The 14,209-nt window shown below is 53.4% G+C and carries 24 protein-coding genes; all 24 read left to right on the top strand.

All coding sequences use genetic code 11. From position 1 onward, the window contains the following. The 24 genes from GOL65_RS02745 to GOL65_RS02630 all read left to right on the top strand — a co-directional run bounded on the left by GOL65_RS02745 (nucleotide 1) and on the right by GOL65_RS02630 (nucleotide 14,180). Nucleotides 1-207 (top strand): hypothetical protein, encoded by a 207-nt coding sequence (locus GOL65_RS02745; RefSeq protein WP_140918681.1) that lies wholly within the window; start codon nucleotides 1-3, stop codon nucleotides 205-207. A gap of 2 nt (nucleotides 208-209) precedes the next feature. Beyond that, nucleotides 210-479 carry a hypothetical protein gene (locus GOL65_RS02740; protein WP_140918680.1) on the top strand — a complete coding sequence of 90 codons (270 nt, stop codon included), beginning with the start codon at nucleotides 210-212 and terminating at the stop codon, nucleotides 477-479. Nucleotides 480-575: 96 nt separating this feature from the next. Further along, nucleotides 576-1,037, top strand: a complete 462-nt coding sequence (locus tag GOL65_RS02735; protein WP_140918679.1) for a hypothetical protein — start codon at nucleotides 576-578, stop codon at nucleotides 1,035-1,037. After that, nucleotides 1,034-1,504 carry a Lar family restriction alleviation protein gene (locus GOL65_RS02730; RefSeq protein ID WP_140918678.1) on the top strand — a complete coding sequence of 157 codons (471 nt, stop codon included), beginning with the start codon at nucleotides 1,034-1,036 and terminating at the stop codon, nucleotides 1,502-1,504. Before GOL65_RS02735 ends, GOL65_RS02730 begins: the two co-directional genes overlap by 4 nt. Then, a complete protein-coding gene (locus GOL65_RS02725; RefSeq protein ID WP_140918677.1) occupies nucleotides 1,504-1,971 on the top strand; it encodes an ANR family transcriptional regulator in 468 nt (155 codons plus the stop codon). The genes GOL65_RS02730 and GOL65_RS02725 overlap by 1 nt, the downstream gene beginning before the upstream one ends. Next, nucleotides 1,968-2,111, top strand: coding sequence for a hypothetical protein (locus GOL65_RS02720; RefSeq protein WP_179038138.1), 144 nt, complete (start codon nucleotides 1,968-1,970; stop codon nucleotides 2,109-2,111). The genes GOL65_RS02725 and GOL65_RS02720 overlap by 4 nt, the downstream gene beginning before the upstream one ends. 44 nt (nucleotides 2,112-2,155) lie before the next feature. Further along, nucleotides 2,156-2,401 carry a hypothetical protein gene (locus GOL65_RS02715; protein ID WP_140918676.1) on the top strand — a complete coding sequence of 82 codons (246 nt, stop codon included), beginning with the start codon at nucleotides 2,156-2,158 and terminating at the stop codon, nucleotides 2,399-2,401. Continuing rightward, nucleotides 2,394-2,648: a hypothetical protein gene (locus GOL65_RS02710; protein ID WP_140918675.1), complete on the top strand. Its 255-nt coding sequence runs from the start codon at nucleotides 2,394-2,396 to the stop codon at nucleotides 2,646-2,648. Before GOL65_RS02715 ends, GOL65_RS02710 begins: the two co-directional genes overlap by 8 nt. Beyond that, nucleotides 2,648-3,400, top strand: coding sequence for a gp16 family protein (locus GOL65_RS02705; protein WP_140918674.1), 753 nt, complete (start codon nucleotides 2,648-2,650; stop codon nucleotides 3,398-3,400). Before GOL65_RS02710 ends, GOL65_RS02705 begins: the two co-directional genes overlap by 1 nt. Continuing rightward, entirely contained in the window at nucleotides 3,397-3,837 is a 441-nt protein-coding gene (locus GOL65_RS02700; RefSeq protein WP_140918673.1) for a Mor transcription activator family protein, read from the top strand. Before GOL65_RS02705 ends, GOL65_RS02700 begins: the two co-directional genes overlap by 4 nt. A 131-nt stretch (nucleotides 3,838-3,968) precedes the next feature. Further along, a complete protein-coding gene (locus GOL65_RS02695; RefSeq protein ID WP_140918672.1) occupies nucleotides 3,969-4,484 on the top strand; it encodes a glycoside hydrolase family 108 protein in 516 nt (171 codons plus the stop codon). Continuing rightward, complete coding sequence (locus GOL65_RS02690) at nucleotides 4,481-4,753, top strand: hypothetical protein (protein WP_140918671.1); 273 nt, start codon at nucleotides 4,481-4,483, stop codon at nucleotides 4,751-4,753. Before GOL65_RS02695 ends, GOL65_RS02690 begins: the two co-directional genes overlap by 4 nt. Further along, complete coding sequence (locus GOL65_RS02685) at nucleotides 4,737-4,979, top strand: hypothetical protein (protein ID WP_140918670.1); 243 nt, start codon at nucleotides 4,737-4,739, stop codon at nucleotides 4,977-4,979. Before GOL65_RS02690 ends, GOL65_RS02685 begins: the two co-directional genes overlap by 17 nt. Beyond that, a complete protein-coding gene (locus tag GOL65_RS02680; RefSeq protein WP_179038137.1) occupies nucleotides 4,972-5,574 on the top strand; it encodes a hypothetical protein in 603 nt (200 codons plus the stop codon). Before GOL65_RS02685 ends, GOL65_RS02680 begins: the two co-directional genes overlap by 8 nt. Before the next feature lie 104 nt (nucleotides 5,575-5,678). After that, nucleotides 5,679-5,789: a TraR/DksA C4-type zinc finger protein gene (locus GOL65_RS22530; protein WP_407657489.1), complete on the top strand. Its 111-nt coding sequence runs from the start codon at nucleotides 5,679-5,681 to the stop codon at nucleotides 5,787-5,789. Next, nucleotides 5,782-6,084 carry a DUF2730 family protein gene (locus GOL65_RS02670; protein ID WP_218651999.1) on the top strand — a complete coding sequence of 101 codons (303 nt, stop codon included), beginning with the start codon at nucleotides 5,782-5,784 and terminating at the stop codon, nucleotides 6,082-6,084. Before GOL65_RS22530 ends, GOL65_RS02670 begins: the two co-directional genes overlap by 8 nt. After that, nucleotides 6,084-6,374: a VpaChn25_0724 family phage protein gene (locus GOL65_RS02665; protein WP_179038136.1), complete on the top strand. Its 291-nt coding sequence runs from the start codon at nucleotides 6,084-6,086 to the stop codon at nucleotides 6,372-6,374. The genes GOL65_RS02670 and GOL65_RS02665 overlap by 1 nt, the downstream gene beginning before the upstream one ends. Further along, entirely contained in the window at nucleotides 6,374-6,943 is a 570-nt protein-coding gene (locus tag GOL65_RS02660) for a DUF3486 family protein (protein WP_140918666.1), read from the top strand. The genes GOL65_RS02665 and GOL65_RS02660 overlap by 1 nt, the downstream gene beginning before the upstream one ends. Next, nucleotides 6,943-8,535: a hypothetical protein gene (locus tag GOL65_RS02655; RefSeq protein ID WP_228723040.1), complete on the top strand. Its 1,593-nt coding sequence runs from the start codon at nucleotides 6,943-6,945 to the stop codon at nucleotides 8,533-8,535. The genes GOL65_RS02660 and GOL65_RS02655 overlap by 1 nt, the downstream gene beginning before the upstream one ends. Next, complete coding sequence (locus tag GOL65_RS02650) at nucleotides 8,535-10,115, top strand: DUF935 domain-containing protein (protein WP_140918665.1); 1,581 nt, start codon at nucleotides 8,535-8,537, stop codon at nucleotides 10,113-10,115. Before GOL65_RS02655 ends, GOL65_RS02650 begins: the two co-directional genes overlap by 1 nt. Continuing rightward, the gene (locus tag GOL65_RS02645; protein WP_140918664.1) at nucleotides 10,099-11,412 is read left to right on the top strand and encodes a phage head morphogenesis protein; all 1,314 of its coding nucleotides are present in this window, start codon (nucleotides 10,099-10,101) and stop codon (nucleotides 11,410-11,412) included. Before GOL65_RS02650 ends, GOL65_RS02645 begins: the two co-directional genes overlap by 17 nt. Further along, nucleotides 11,413-11,886: a phage virion morphogenesis protein gene (locus GOL65_RS02640; protein ID WP_140918663.1), complete on the top strand. Its 474-nt coding sequence runs from the start codon at nucleotides 11,413-11,415 to the stop codon at nucleotides 11,884-11,886. It abuts the gene before it with no gap. A 162-nt stretch (nucleotides 11,887-12,048) separates the two neighbouring features. Further along, on the top strand, nucleotides 12,049-13,290 hold the full coding sequence (locus tag GOL65_RS02635; protein WP_179038135.1) for a phage protease: 1,242 nt from the start codon (nucleotides 12,049-12,051) through the stop codon (nucleotides 13,288-13,290). Between the two features lie 8 nt (nucleotides 13,291-13,298). Further along, complete coding sequence (locus GOL65_RS02630) at nucleotides 13,299-14,180, top strand: Mu-like prophage major head subunit gpT family protein (RefSeq protein ID WP_140918661.1); 882 nt, start codon at nucleotides 13,299-13,301, stop codon at nucleotides 14,178-14,180. The last annotated feature ends 29 nt before the right edge of the window (nucleotides 14,181-14,209 follow it).

Here is a 14,209-nt window from a genome sequence, read left to right as displayed (position 1 = left end):
GTGAAAGAGAAAGAAATCATGGCGATTATTATCCGGGTTATCCCCGGAAAGGACGGGATCCATCATCAAATCGATGCGGCCGGTCACGAAGCGCTTAAGGATATCGTAAAGCTCTATCTGGATACGCTGGAGAAAGTTATTCCGGCAACGGGTGCCGTGGCGCAAAAGATGCTTATTGAGATAGCTAAAAGTAAGGGGTGTCATTAATTATGAACGCACAGCAATTTAATCAGCAGTACCCGGCGCGCTCATTATTTTATTACCGCACCATTCACGGTCAGCGGGTTGTTCGTACAACAGCACCGGCGCATGACTGTGGCGATACTGAGCCGATGGTAGAAATTAACCGCAACCCATGGTTTGTCCCAATCAAGGCGCTGCACATTATTTCTATTGCCGACATCAAACAGGAAAAACCAGGTCCATTTTCCACTATCGGGCCCGTAGTCAGAACACCGCTTTATTATTTGGAATTCTGATTTAACACTGATTTAAACGTTATTTAAACACACATTAATTTTTATTTGGCGTAAACCCGCCGGGGCGCGGCTACGCCTAAAACAAGGAAACTAAATATGAAATCTCGAAATACTAACGCAGTTGGCTGTGCGCATTCCGAACCAACAAACTGGTACTTTTACCGAGAGGGGTACAGCAAGTTTTATCGACTACCGGTTTTACTGTCTCAATCGCCGGAAGAAGCCATCATGTGTGCCTTAAAAATTTATACTCCCGATCTAGGTGAGCGTTGTTATTTAGGTAAGCCCACATACGGACATAGTTATCTTGGCGTAATTGATGCCGTTGATATTGTTACCACTCTTCGCAAAAGACTGGATGGCCTTTTGAGTGTTGGTGATGCCAGTGACGAATGCGACCTTAAGCTGAGCCAGCAGGCAGAGCTGGAATGTTTGCTGGCTAACTGGCTGGACGAACACTGCCCGTTACAAGGTTTATTTTTTGAGGAGACAATCAGTTTCAGAGTGACCAGTCCAGACTCTGCCAATGCAATGACCTGGGAGATTTTACCGCTATGAATACTAATCTCTTACCTTGTCCGTTCTGCGGCAGTCACGACATTGGGGTATTTGCTCAATATGAAGATGACTGCCCTGAACGCTCCGCTATCGCTCGCTGTTATTCGTGCGATGCACAATCTGCTCAGATGGTGGGGAGGAACAAGATAGAAATGGCTATTGCGGCATGGAATCGCCGTGCGGTCAATCATTCAGTACCAACTGATTCGCCGTTATCACTCCTTTTACTGGAGCTTAAAGCTGAGCTACATCGCGCTGTCGAGGCGCAGTCCTTCTGGCCGACGGATGCTATTCACGCTTCAGCCATCCTTAATGACATCACTGGAGGGCTGACTCAAGCCTCTCTTGACTTTCATTTCTATGCAGCTCCCAGAGCTCTTATGCGCTCCGATGCCATCCAGGTCGGCGCGATGGCGCTGCGCTTTTTGCTGAACATCGACAGCTATAAACCAGAGGAAAAATCATAATGGAAATCATCTCAAAGGTTGAAACCCTGCGGCAGACCCTACAGGTTTATGGCGAATTAACAGCGTATGAACTGTATCAGCACACCGGTATTCCGACCGACCAGATTGGTATGTTGTTAAGACATAACATCAATAATGATGTTGTCGGGCGTGGTTGGAAAGGCAAGAACCGCAGTTACCGTTTACTACCTGAAGGTGAGCGAAAAGCCAAAAAGCCACGCACCGAAAAGGATTATCAGAACGCTGCCTCTGTTCTGTCCGAAACCGTCGAGCGTCTGTTTCCTGATATAGCGGCACAGGCTGTCGAACGAGAGAAAGCCGCAGACTATGACAACGCTGTTCCCCTCTGGCTACAGGCTAAAGGATTAGCGGCGCTGGATATCAATATCGAGTATTGCCACCACCGGGCGCAGTTCTGTATGGCCGCGCTCGATCGCGGCTGGAGTCGTCAGGGAGGTGCAGCATGAATCGTTATCGTTTAAAAGCCTGGCAATGGTTCTGGTTACAGGTTTGGGTGTTATCAGAGTGGACGGGTATTGGTCTGGGTCGTTTTGCTCCCTGGGTATTTAGTCAGATGATTGGAGTCAGAGGGGTAAAAATCAAATGAAAAAATCCGTACTCAAACGCTACACACCCGATTGCAGCATCCACATGAGCGCCGAGATTGCCTTCATGCGCGAAAACCCGACCGGCTCTTATGTTGAGTTTAACGACTATTTCGTGCTGGAAACCTTGTTACTGGCTCGGGATGCCGACGAAGCTCGCGATAAGGCGAAGCGTCAGGAACTGGCGCGCCGCAATCAGGAGCTGTCTTACGCGTTATGTAACCGTATGCCGTTATCGTTCTGGTGGCGCTTCCTGTTTCGCACCTTTATTTTAGGGGGCCGTGATGACTAAACCATACCAACTCAATGACAGTGACATTATCAAGGCAATAAAAATAGCCGGTCGTTACCAGCACAAACCTTACCGGGCGGCAACGTGGTTAATCCGCTTACTGATATCAGACATGGTGCCTCAGTTCAGTATCCCTACTTGTGTTATCAGAAAATACATGCGGGATATGGAACACAGAGGGCTACTGACATCCGTTAATCAGGACGGGAATAACATTGTCTGGACGCTGGTTGAAGGGGGTAAGTGATGACCAAATCACAGTTACTGACACGTATTCATATCGCAAAGAAAGAGTTCAAATTGGATATGGAAACTTACCGGGCAAAACTCCAGGCTATCACAGGTAAAAGGTCATGTTCTGAGATGACTTATGGTGAACTGCAAACCGTTTACCAGTCTTTTGAAGAAGCCGGATTTAAACCTAAGTTCAATAAGAAGAAAGGCGCACACATTAGCCCGAACAGCCAGGGAAAAAACAAAGCGCCGGAAATCGCCAAAATCCGCGCCATCTGGCTAACCATGCACGAGCAAGGGTTTGTCACCCGACCTGACGAGTCCTCGCTGAATGCTTACGTCATGCGCCAGACCAAACGGTTGAATGGTATCGGTGTGGCTGAGGTGGGCTGGCTGGATGCACACCTTGCTTACAAGGTGCTTGAAGCTTTGAAAGCCTGGCACCTGCGCCTGATTAAAGGGATATTAAAAACCCGCCGCATTGTGTTACCGACCAACAGGAACGGTGACGAAGTCCGTTCGTATGATGCGATTACTGGTGTATATGAACGTATCCGCCAGCTTGATGAATATCTAAATAATTGTCGGGCACGTGGTGACTTTATGCTGACGTCGTCTTTCCCCTGCTGTGGTTTTCGTTTTGAAACGCCTGCGCCAACTGACCGGGCGGAGAAATGGGACTCGCTGATCGGTTGTCCGGTGTGCCGTAAGCAGTTTATGCGCATTGTAACCTGTCACTCCGTTATCATGAGGACTGTACGATGAAAGACGATAACCTCGACCTGTTCGCGCCTGACCATCAGGAACTCGGCGAACTGCTCGACCGACTCGACAACATCCCACCGGCTGAAACCGGTAAATACTGGGGGCAGATGCTGGCGGGACTGATTGACCTGTTTTGTTGTGAGCTAAAACGCCAGGGCGAACAAGAAGACAAAGCCTTGTCTCAGGCGGGTAAACTGGTGGCAACCCTGGCACATTATTACGGTGGCCGTTCTTGTTACCTGCCGGTGGGTGACCGGTTAAAAACCGCCATTCGTGATAATATGCTTTACCACGACTATACCCGTGGTAACGGGGATATCTCCGCACTGGCAGACCGTTATAAGCTAACTGACAGCCGGGTTTACCAGATAGTCAAAGACCAGATGGTGCTGCACCGTAACCGTCACCAGTTGACGCTGTTTGGTAAAGAGTCATAGCCAGATTATTTAAACTGATTTATAGTGCTCTGAGCCCTCTTTCTGAGGGCTTTTTTGTGTGAAGGGTTACAAACCCAAACCACCCACCGCCTACGTCATGATGAGCTATCCCTTATTAACCGGTTGCCATTATGAAACCTTACAGCGTTACCTTTATCCATGCCCTTGATTATCTGCTCAGAGCTGAAGGCGGTTACGTTAATGACCCCGCAGACCGTGGCGGTGAGACTAAATACGGTATCTCAAAGCGAGCTTATCCTCACCTGAATATTGCCACCCTGACCGAAGAACAGGCGACAGACATCTATTACCGTGACTACTGGCTAAAAGCCAAGTGTGACCAGTTGCCGCCGGGTATTTCCCTGATGGTCTTTGACGGTATCGTCCAGCACGGCTCAACAACGGCCATTCAGCAGTTACAACGTGCACTGGGTGTGACTGATGATGGCATTATCGGGCAGCGAACCCTGATTTCCGCCAACACCACTATGGTAAGCGTGCGATTCATCTGTCAGCGCATCCTGACTCAGCGCGGCCGTACTTATGCCCGTATCGTTGCGAGCAATCCCTCTCAGGCTAAGTTTATCAGTGGCTGGTTTAATCGCCTGGATAGCCTGATGTTGGCCGTTGAAGAGGTGGTCGGATGATACCCCGCGCCATTCCTGAACGGCTGTTACTCAAAAGCCAGCCGGCACTGCGTCACCCGCGCTACCGTCAGGCATACGAAGCCGGGCGGGATGCTCGTCTGGATCGGGAACTGTCCGGACTCGATACCTCAATGGTCCCTTTATTCAGCCATCACGGCACGTATCAGGCCGTATTTAAACAGGGCTGGCACAGTGTCAGTGCGCAGGATATTCGCCTGCATCGTGATACCTCTATGAGTTACCGGGGGCCGCATGTTTCACACGCTTAAACAATTAATCGCGACCCCTTCAGGTAGATTGTCATTGTCCGATACCACCCTGGCCGGGGCGTTTATCGCTTCGACATCGGTACTGTTGTGGTGTGCCTGGCATGGCACCATGGATGAATGGCTGTTTATCGGCTATCTCACCGCCTGGGTGGCTCAAAATCAGGCATCCAAACAGGCATCCATTAAGCGTGCCCGGGAAGAACGGGAGGGACCTGGTCATGATTAACCTCTTACGTACCTACATCTGGGAGTTATTTTTTGTGGTGTCGGCGCTGGCGTTTGGTTTTGCTCTGGGAATGTCCATGACAGAAAACCGCCTGAAGCCTCAAGTCGCCGCCGCCGAACAGGCGCTCATTACAGCTTCGCTGACCTTCAGTGAAGCACAGCGCACCACCACCGAACAACATAATGATGCCCTGAAGGTGGCGGTCAGTCGCCAGCAGGCATACCACAACCTCAGTGAACAGCTTCAGGTTAAAAACCAGCAACAGGCGCGTGAACTGGAACAACTCAAACAACAACGTGAACGGAGTATTTCCCATGCGGTTTCTCGCGATGGTCAGGCTTATACCGGTCTTGGCCCTGACGGGTTGCGGCTCTACACCGCCGCCCTCGGTTATTCCACCGCCACCAGTAACGGTCATCTGCCCCCGTATTCCGGCAACACTGATGATGTTACCCACCCGACCAGCCGCACCGGTATCGGGCGACCCTCAGACGTTACTGAAACACGCGAACGCTTACGGTCAGTGGGCGATGACGCTGGAAAACCAGCTCATTCTGATTCATCAGTGGGACGAAGAACGGAGCCAGGACAATGAGTGATATTGCCGACAAAGGGAGCCTGGTGGAGGAGCAATAACGGGTACAGGCACTTTTGCGCCACCAGGGCAGAGCGCGCCACCTGAGTACCGGAGTTTGTCAGGTGTGCGGCGAAGCCATCGCCCCCTCACGTTTACAGGTCAATGCTTATGCTCAACGTTGTTTTGAGTGTCAGTCTGACCACGAAAAAAAGGAACGACACTACCGTGTTTGAATTACTTGCCGCGCACTGGTCAATGATTTGGTCGATTGGTACCGCCGTACTGCTTTCTATTTTGGGGCTCCTATCCCGAACCTATGCCAAACGTGAGGATGTCGAAATGTTGAAAGCACACATGACCGCGCTGGAAAAATCTCTGTCCTCACTGCCAAGTCAGAAGGAGTTGCACGCGCTGCAACTGGATATAGCAAACCTGCGAGGCGACCTGAAAGAGGCAAAGCCGGAGTTGCGCAACCTGCGCGCCCTGAGTGACCTGTTATTACAAAATGAGCTGAAGGAAAAGAAATAATGTCTATCCGTGATTTATTAGATGCTGACCGCCGTCTGGTGCTGTTGCGCTCGATCACCGAATTCGGCGGCAAGGCCAATGAATCCATTCTCCAGACCTGTCTGGATTCTTACGGTCACCTGGTCAGCCGGGATGAAGTCAGAACGCACCTGAGCTGGCTGGATGAAAATCGCCTGGTCACCCTGACCGATATTGCCGGTTGCCTGGTCGCCAGCCTGACCGGCCGTGGTCAGGATGTGTGCGAAGGCCGCGTTACCGTTCCCGGTGTAAAACGTCCGAGACCAGCGTAATGAGAGAGAAATCAACACGGGGCCGCCCGTCAAAAATTGACCTGCTTCCTCAGGATATCCGCGACCAGTTACACCAGTTGCTGCGCGACAAGCGTCATACGCAGGAAGATATTCGCGAGGCGGTCAATGAGCTGATTGACCAGAACGGTCTGGGTGAGGACATGAAACTCAGCCGCACCGGCCTTAATCGCTACGCCTCCCGAATGGAAACCATCGGAGCACGTATCCGCGAAGCGCGAGAAGTGTCTGAAGCCTGGGTCGCCAAACTGGGCGACGCACCAACGACAGATATCGGCAAACTGGTACAGGAAATGGTCAGAGCCATTGCATTTGACCAGGTGATGGATGTTGATGTTACTCAAAAGATGTCACCAAAAGAGCTTAACCAGTGGGCGCTGTTTGCTCAGCGTATCGAACAGGCCGCGATGATTAGCCACAAGCGCGAAAAAGAAATTCGGTCAGCCTTTGCTACTGAAGCCGCTGAAGTCGCTGACCGGGTTGTCAAGTCGGCTGGTCTGTCCAAAGAGACCGCCGAGGAAATCAAGCGCAGTATTCTGGGGATTGCCTGATGAACACACCTGACATTGAACAAGCTCAAACCTCCGCCTCCATGAATGCGATATTGCTGCAAAAATTTGACCAGGGCGAACTGTTGCTCGGTTATCAGCGGCGCTGGATTGCGGATACCTCCACCTTAAAAATTGCCGAAAAATCCCGCCGCACCGGTTTAACCTGGGCTGAAGCGGCTGACGGTGCATTTAATGGTTCTCTCTCCCGTGAGGCTGGTGGCTGCAATACGTTCTATATCGGCTCCAATAAAGAAATGGCACGTGAGTTTATTGATGCCGTTGCCATGTGGGCCAGAGCTTACGATTTGGCTGCCGGGGATATTGTCGAAGAAGCCTACGAGACGGTGATTGATGATGACCGTAAGGATATTCTGACCTTTGTCGTCTACTTTTCCTCGGGTTTTAAAGTACAGGCACTGTCATCGAACCCGAAGAACCTGCGGGGGATGCAGGGTAACGTGGTGATTGATGAAGCGGCTTTCCATGACAGCCTGGACGAACTGATTAAAGCGGCAATGGCGCTCACCATGTGGGGGGCTAAAGTCCGTATTATCAGTACCCATAACGGTAATGAAAGCCCGTTTAACGGTCTGATTAACGATATCCGGGCGGGACGTCGTAAGGGTAACGTTCATACCATTACGCTGGACGATGCCTGCGAGGAAGGCCTTTATCAGCGTATCTGTCAGGTGACGCGTCAGTCCTGGTCAATGAGCGCAGAGGCACAATGGAAAGCGGATTTACTGGCAGGTTGTCTCACTGAAGAGGATGCGCTGGAAGAATACGCCTGCGTACCCAAGCACGGCAGTGGTGCCTATATTCCCCGCGTTCTGATTGACCGGGCCGCCAATGACCGCTTACCGGTCGTCCGGTTCACCATGCCTGACGGCAATATGACCTGGACGGAAGAAGAACGCACCAAAACCGCACTGGCATTCTGTACCGAGCAGTTACTCCCCATCCTCGAAACGCTCGATCCGGATACACGTCATAGTTATGGTCAGGACTTCGCCCGTAATGGCGACTTATCCGATATTGGTATCGGTAGCATTGAGACCGATACGCGCCGCATTATGCGCCTGACCGTTGAGCTGCGTAATGTGCCCTACAACCAGCAGCGGGAAATCGCCTTTTTCATTATCGATCATACCCCCCGCATCGTGGGTATTGCTGTGGATAAGACCGGTAACGGCGGCTATCTGGGTGAGGCGTTATTGTTGCGCTATGGCGAAGGTATGGTCGATGCCATCCATATTACCGATAACTTTTATCGCGAATGGTCGCCGAAGTATAAGGCGCTGTATGAGTCCGGTTATATCCAGATACCTATGGATGAAGACATCATCACCGACCAGCGCCACCTCCAGAATATTCGCGGCATTCCCAAAATTGATAAGTCCCGTAATAAAGGCGCAGACGGTAAGGCCCGGCACGGTGACAGTGCAGTCGCCTACATCATGGTGACGCGCGCCAGTTATATGGACGGGTTCGAGAGCGACGGCTTTATTCCCATTCCGGCCAAAGGCGCGCCGATGTCTTCCATTGGTGATGATGACGCAGACGATGACGAATTCGAGCGAGGTTGCTGGTAATGAAATTTCTGAAAAATATCGTTGACGCCTTCGGGCGTCGTTTTACCTTCTCCGATGACCAGCAGACTGACGGTGCCAAGGTGGCTTTCCTGCATCAGCAGCAGAGTCCCCACCCCTCTATCGGCCTGACGCCGGCAAAAGCGGCGGCACTGCTGAAGGATGCCGAGAACGGCGAACTGATGGCGCAGTGTGAACTGGCCGAGGACATGGAAGAGAAAGACACGCACTTACAGTCAGAGCTGGGTAAGCGTCGCCGGGCGGTGCAGTCGCTGCCGTGGAAAATCGTTCCTCCCGTCAATCCGACAGATGATGAACAGTACGACGTGGACATGCTGACGGAAATCCTGACGGACGCCACCTGGTTTAATGACTGTCTGTTTGATGCGACTGACGCCATCTTCAAGGGGTTCTCCTGTCAGGAAATCGAATGGGAGGACGTCGAGGGGTTGATTCTTCCCCGCGCTATTGAGTTTCGGGAGGCAGCCTGGTTCCAGACCCACCCACAAAACCGTAATGAACTGCGCCTGCGCGACGGCAGTCATGAGGGACAAGCGCTTCAGCCATTCGGTTGGGTTCGTCATGTGGCAAAATCCCGCTCGGGTTATCTGGCCCGTACCGGTCTGGTGCGCAATATTGTCTGGTGTTACATCTTCAAACACTATTCCATTCGTGACCTGGCCGAGTTTCTGGAGATTTACGGCATGCCGGTGCGCATCGGTAAATATCCGTCAGGCAGTACCGAGAAGGAAAAGAACCAGCTCCTGCGCGCGATTATGTCTATCGGCCATAATGCCGGCGGTATCTTCCCCCGGGGCATGGATTTAGAGCTAAAATCCGTCATCGAAGGTTCATCTGACCCATTTATGGCGTTCGTCAATTACTGGGACCTGAACATGTCCAAAGTGATTTTAGGCGGAACGCTGACCAGTCAGGCGGACGGCGCGACGAGCACCAATGCTCTGGGCAATGTGCATGAACGGATGGCCGGTAATATCTGCGAGAGCGATGCACTCCAGCTTGCCCCGACCATCACCCGTGACCTGGTGCAGCCTATCATGGCGTTTAATGGCCGGTCGTTTAACAGCTTGCGCCGGATGCCGCGTTTTGTGTTTGACCTGAGCACACCGGAAGACCTGACAGCCTATTCAACCGCCTTGCCGCTGCTCGCCGGTATCGGGATGAAAATCCCCGTGCAGTGGGCCCATGACAAACTGCAAATTCCGGTCGCGGATGAAAACGACGCGGTACTGACACCGCCGTCACAACCTGCCGCGCCGGCGTTTCTGACCGCACAGGTGCCACCCGGGTTTGCGGCACTGGCGGCGGGGGCTGTCCCTTCCAGTCCCCAGAATGCCGTCAAAGCGATGCCCGGGGCGATATCGGGTGTGGAGTGGCAGCAGGCTATTGACCCGATACTCAAGCCGATACTGGAGGCGCTGGAGACCGGTGGCATGATGGCGGCCAAGGAAAAAGCCGCCGCACTCTACAGTGACCTGGACGATGAACAGCTTACTGATATGTTGCACCGGGCGATGTTTGTTGCCGAGACCTGGGGGCGGCTGAATGCGTCAGGCGGTTGATTTAGGCTATGCCATGAAGCTGGAGCCGAAGCTCGCCGTCGACTATTTTCGCTCCAAAGGGTATGACGTTTCATGGAACTGGCAGGAAACCAGTCTCCAGACGCACTCACAGGCGTTTACTGTGGCGAAAGGTGTGCGTATGGACGTCCTGACCACCATCGGGGCACAGGTTGACCGGGGGCTCTCCCAGGGTATTACGGAACAGGAGTTTAAAAAGACCCTGACACCTCAGCTTCAGGAGTTGGGTTGGTGGGGTAAGCAGGTGGTGGTCGACAGTGCCGGCGGTGCTGAAGTGGTGCAACTGGGTAGCCCGGCGCGTCTGGGTACCATCTTTCGTACCAATCTGGCAACCACCTACCAGGCCGGACGCTATCAGCAACAGCTCGCCAGCACGGAAACGCACCCGTACTGGCAATATATCGCTATCCTGGACGATAACACCCGAACCTCGCATCGCGCCCTGCACGGTAAGGTCTTTCACTGTACAGACCCTATCTGGGAAACGATGTACCCACCCAATGACTGGGGGTGTCGCTGTCGCGTTCGTGCGCTGACCGCTTCCGAGGTGAAGCAAAAAGGTCTGAAGGTCGAGTCCAGTGTCGGCCGGATTGCCACCGATACGGTCGAGGCCGGTGTGGATAAGCGCACCGGGGAGATTTACGAGAAAGACGTCACCACCTATACCGACGGCAAGCAGACCATGCGAACCGGCCCGGGGTGGTCGGGCAACGTCGGCAGTGCGGCGATGGGTTCAGATGCGAATATTGCCCGTAAACTCGTGGAGATGCAGGACAGGCAGCTTCGCCAGCAGGTTATCCAGTCACTGAATAATGCACCGGCTCGTCAGGCGGCGTTCTCCCGTTGGGTGGGTGATGCACTCACGACTACCCGCCAGGGGCGCAGTGTGCAACCACTGGGATTTATGGCGGATGATGTCGCCCAGGCCGTTCAGGCCCGAACCGGTGCACCGGTTGCCCGTCTGTTGGGAGTGAGCGAGCAGCAAATTCGCCAGGCTAACGCCCTGAAGGGCGTTAAACAACTGACCCTGACAGAGTACCAGCTCTTACCGCAGATACTGAACCGGCCGCAGGCCGTGTTGTGGGATGCACAAAAACAGCAGTTGTTATACATCGGCCAGGGTAATGGTCAGGTCAGTACCGTTATTCGCACCCTGTCAGGTCAGACACCTCAGCCCGGCGCACTGGATGCGATGGTCGAGGCGTACAAAATGTCCGTATCTGACTTGCGTCAGGCATTAGCAACCGGACGCTATCAACTGATTAAAGGGGTACTGTAAGTGAGAATCGACTATCAGTTTGACAATGACGAGATTAACCGCAGTATCCAGGGGCTCACCAACCTGGGGCAGGATTTACGTCCCATTACCCGTGCGATATCGATGGTACTGGCCGGCGAGTCAGAAGACGCGTTCGAGAAAGAAGCCGACCCGACAACCGGCCAGCCGTGGCCGGCCTTATCAGAAGCCTACCGGGAACATCTGGAGAAGAAAGGCAAGAACGGCAAAATGCTACAGCGTAGCCAGGGCGGTCTCGCTATGTCACTGACACCCGACTTTGATGCGGTCAGCGCGGCCATTGGTACCAATAAAGTCTATGGTGCCCTGATGCACCTGGGCGGAACGCCCGCCATGCCGGCAGCACCGGCAGCGGTCAAAGCGCGACCTTATATGGGGCTATCACCTGAAGGCGTTACGCGAATTGTGGATATCATCAACCAGATGCACCAGAACGCGCTCAATGGTCAGGGGTGAGTCATTTATCATCTAAAAATCTTTAAACGCTTACAGAGAGTTTTAAACGGGGTTTGAACGGGGTATCATCGTACCCGTTAACCCCACCATTCCTTTTTCACGCGAAATGTGCGTGAAACGCTACAAACCCAATCGTCACACCCCGGCCGCTACTCTGGCGGCATGAAAACACAAATTTCCACACCGTTACCACCCGTCGCCATCCTGACCGCAGAGCTTCAGTCATCCGGTGATGGCTGGTATCAGCTTCTGCCGGCCGGCGAATTTAAAGCCCGTGACGGACGTCCGCATGATGTTGCTCGCGGCTGCTGGTATATCGATGCCGATATTGCGGCACAGTTTATCGCGGCGACCGCTGCCGTGGGTCAACCGGTGTTGTGTGACTATAACCACGCCACCCTCAGAGACCAGGACCCGGAACGCCAAGTCAGCGCAGAGCAGACCGCAGAGCTTGCGAAGGCCGCCGGCTGGTTAGACAACCCAGCGATTGAAATGCAGTGGCGCGAATCCGGGCTTTATGTTCGTCCTCGCTGGACGCCGGCCGCACAGGCTGGCATTGATGCCGAAGAATGGCGCTATCTGTCCGCCGTTTTTCCCTATGACACTGAAACCGGCCACTCCCTTTATTTACGCATGTTTGCCATCACCAACGACCCCGGTCTGGTTGGTATGGAGCCGCTTGTCGCGCTCGCGGCGGCCTCGCTGAACGATTCTTTAAACCCACCAACACAACAGGACGAACCCGTCATGAATGAAATGTTAAAACTGTTGCTTATCGCGCTGGGCCTCATCCCTGCCGATGACACAACGGAGTACACCGAGGAGCAGCTCAAAGAGCTGGTCGCGAAAGCGGCTGAGTCCATTGGTGCCCTGAAAACCGCCGCTGAGGCTGCCGTCCAGGTTCAGGACGTAGTCGAGACTGGCACCGACCCTGAAGCGATTGTGAGCGAGGCCACCACCATCGTGGAAGACACCGCCGCCGACCTGAAGGAAGCCGAAGCCATCATCGCGGAAGCGGAGTTGCACGGTATTGACCTGACGGTTGCCGTGCCACGCTCTGAGTACAACAAACTCGTCCGAAAACTGGCGGAAGCTTCCCTGGGTAATGCCGCACTGACGGCCGAGCAAATTATCCGTAAAGCCCGCGCTCAGGGAAAAGTCATGCAATCTGAAGTCCCTGGTCTGCTGGCACTGGCGAAAAAAGGCGGTGTGGCGGCACTGTCATCAAACCTGTTGCACCGTACCCCGATTGTGGCTTTGGGTGCCCGTCAGACCAGTACTCTGCCGGCCCCCGCCAAAACCAACACTGTCGCTCTGTCTGCTGAAGACCGTGCGGTTATCAAAGCCACCGGCGTGAGTGAGGCGGAATTCCTCGCCAATAAAATCGCCCTGATGAAAGGTTAATTCTGACTATGGAAATTTCACCTGCTGCCGTACAGGCACTTTATACCGCCGTTAACACGGCATTTAACGCCGGACGCGGTACCTATACCCCGCTGTATGAGCGTATTGCGACCATCGTCAACTCAACCTCCGGGTCAGAGAACTACGCCTGGCTGGGCGAGTTTACCCGCCTGAAACAGTGGATTGGTGAGCGTGACGTAAAAGAGATGTCCGTCAGTGACTACACCGTCAAGAACGTCAAGTATGAAGCCACTGAAGGGATTAAAGCGGAATACATTGAAGACGACACCTATGGCGTGTTAATGCCGAAGTTTGAGGATATGGGGTATGCCGCCGCCACCCATCCCGATGAACTGATTTTCAAGTTACTGTCCGATGGTTTTACTCAACTGTGCTACGACAAACAGAACTTTTTTGATACTGACCACCCGGTTGGTGAAGCGACCGTCTCCAATATGCAGGACGGCACCGCCCCGGCGTGGTACCTGCTGGACACTTCGCGACCGCTCAAGCCGTTACTGTTCCAGAAGCGCCGCGATTATCGTCTGCAATCCAAAACCGACTCGGGTACATCCGACCGCGTCTTTATGGTGGACGAATTCCTGTATGGCGTGGATGCGCGTGTCGCCGCCGGGTATGGCTTCTGGCAACAGGCGTTCGCCTCCAAGGCCGAGCTGAACGAGGACAACCTGAACAGTGCCATCCAGTCCATGATGTTGTTCGAGTCCTCACAGGGTCGCCCGCTGGGGATTATGCCGAACCTGCTGGTTGTGGGCCCTCAAAACCGTGCGGCGGCAAAACGTGTCGTCGAAGCCGAGAACAAGGCCGGCGGTGAAAGCAACATTAACTACAAGGCCGTCGAGATTGTCGTCTGCCCGTGGTTACGTTAACCCTTCTTTAAACCTGATTTAAACGGGGT

Source organism: Limnobaculum xujianqingii (assembly GCF_013394855.1).
GTDB classification, from domain to species: Bacteria; Pseudomonadota; Gammaproteobacteria; order Enterobacterales; family Enterobacteriaceae; genus Limnobaculum; species Limnobaculum xujianqingii.
This window is presented reverse-complemented; position numbering and strand designations above follow the sequence as displayed.

Coding starts and splice junctions, on each gene's coding strand:
- GOL65_RS02740 (WP_140918680.1), top strand. CDS start 210: ATGAACGCACAGCAATTTAATCAGCAGTACCCGGCGCGCTCATTATTT.
- GOL65_RS02735 (WP_140918679.1), top strand. CDS start 576: ATGAAATCTCGAAATACTAACGCAGTTGGCTGTGCGCATTCCGAACCA.
- GOL65_RS02730 (WP_140918678.1), top strand. CDS start 1,034: ATGAATACTAATCTCTTACCTTGTCCGTTCTGCGGCAGTCACGACATT.
- GOL65_RS02725 (WP_140918677.1), top strand. CDS start 1,504: ATGGAAATCATCTCAAAGGTTGAAACCCTGCGGCAGACCCTACAGGTT.
- GOL65_RS02720 (WP_179038138.1), top strand. CDS start 1,968: ATGAATCGTTATCGTTTAAAAGCCTGGCAATGGTTCTGGTTACAGGTT.
- GOL65_RS02715 (WP_140918676.1), top strand. CDS start 2,156: ATGAGCGCCGAGATTGCCTTCATGCGCGAAAACCCGACCGGCTCTTAT.
- GOL65_RS02710 (WP_140918675.1), top strand. CDS start 2,394: ATGACTAAACCATACCAACTCAATGACAGTGACATTATCAAGGCAATA.
- GOL65_RS02705 (WP_140918674.1), top strand. CDS start 2,648: ATGACCAAATCACAGTTACTGACACGTATTCATATCGCAAAGAAAGAG.
- GOL65_RS02700 (WP_140918673.1), top strand. CDS start 3,397: ATGAAAGACGATAACCTCGACCTGTTCGCGCCTGACCATCAGGAACTC.
- GOL65_RS02695 (WP_140918672.1), top strand. CDS start 3,969: ATGAAACCTTACAGCGTTACCTTTATCCATGCCCTTGATTATCTGCTC.
- GOL65_RS02690 (WP_140918671.1), top strand. CDS start 4,481: ATGATACCCCGCGCCATTCCTGAACGGCTGTTACTCAAAAGCCAGCCG.
- GOL65_RS02685 (WP_140918670.1), top strand. CDS start 4,737: ATGTTTCACACGCTTAAACAATTAATCGCGACCCCTTCAGGTAGATTG.
- GOL65_RS02680 (WP_179038137.1), top strand. CDS start 4,972: ATGATTAACCTCTTACGTACCTACATCTGGGAGTTATTTTTTGTGGTG.
- GOL65_RS02665 (WP_179038136.1), top strand. CDS start 6,084: ATGTCTATCCGTGATTTATTAGATGCTGACCGCCGTCTGGTGCTGTTG.
- GOL65_RS02660 (WP_140918666.1), top strand. CDS start 6,374: ATGAGAGAGAAATCAACACGGGGCCGCCCGTCAAAAATTGACCTGCTT.
- GOL65_RS02655 (WP_228723040.1), top strand. CDS start 6,943: ATGAACACACCTGACATTGAACAAGCTCAAACCTCCGCCTCCATGAAT.
- GOL65_RS02650 (WP_140918665.1), top strand. CDS start 8,535: ATGAAATTTCTGAAAAATATCGTTGACGCCTTCGGGCGTCGTTTTACC.
- GOL65_RS02645 (WP_140918664.1), top strand. CDS start 10,099: ATGCGTCAGGCGGTTGATTTAGGCTATGCCATGAAGCTGGAGCCGAAG.
- GOL65_RS02635 (WP_179038135.1), top strand. CDS start 12,049: ATGAAAACACAAATTTCCACACCGTTACCACCCGTCGCCATCCTGACC.
- GOL65_RS02630 (WP_140918661.1), top strand. CDS start 13,299: ATGGAAATTTCACCTGCTGCCGTACAGGCACTTTATACCGCCGTTAAC.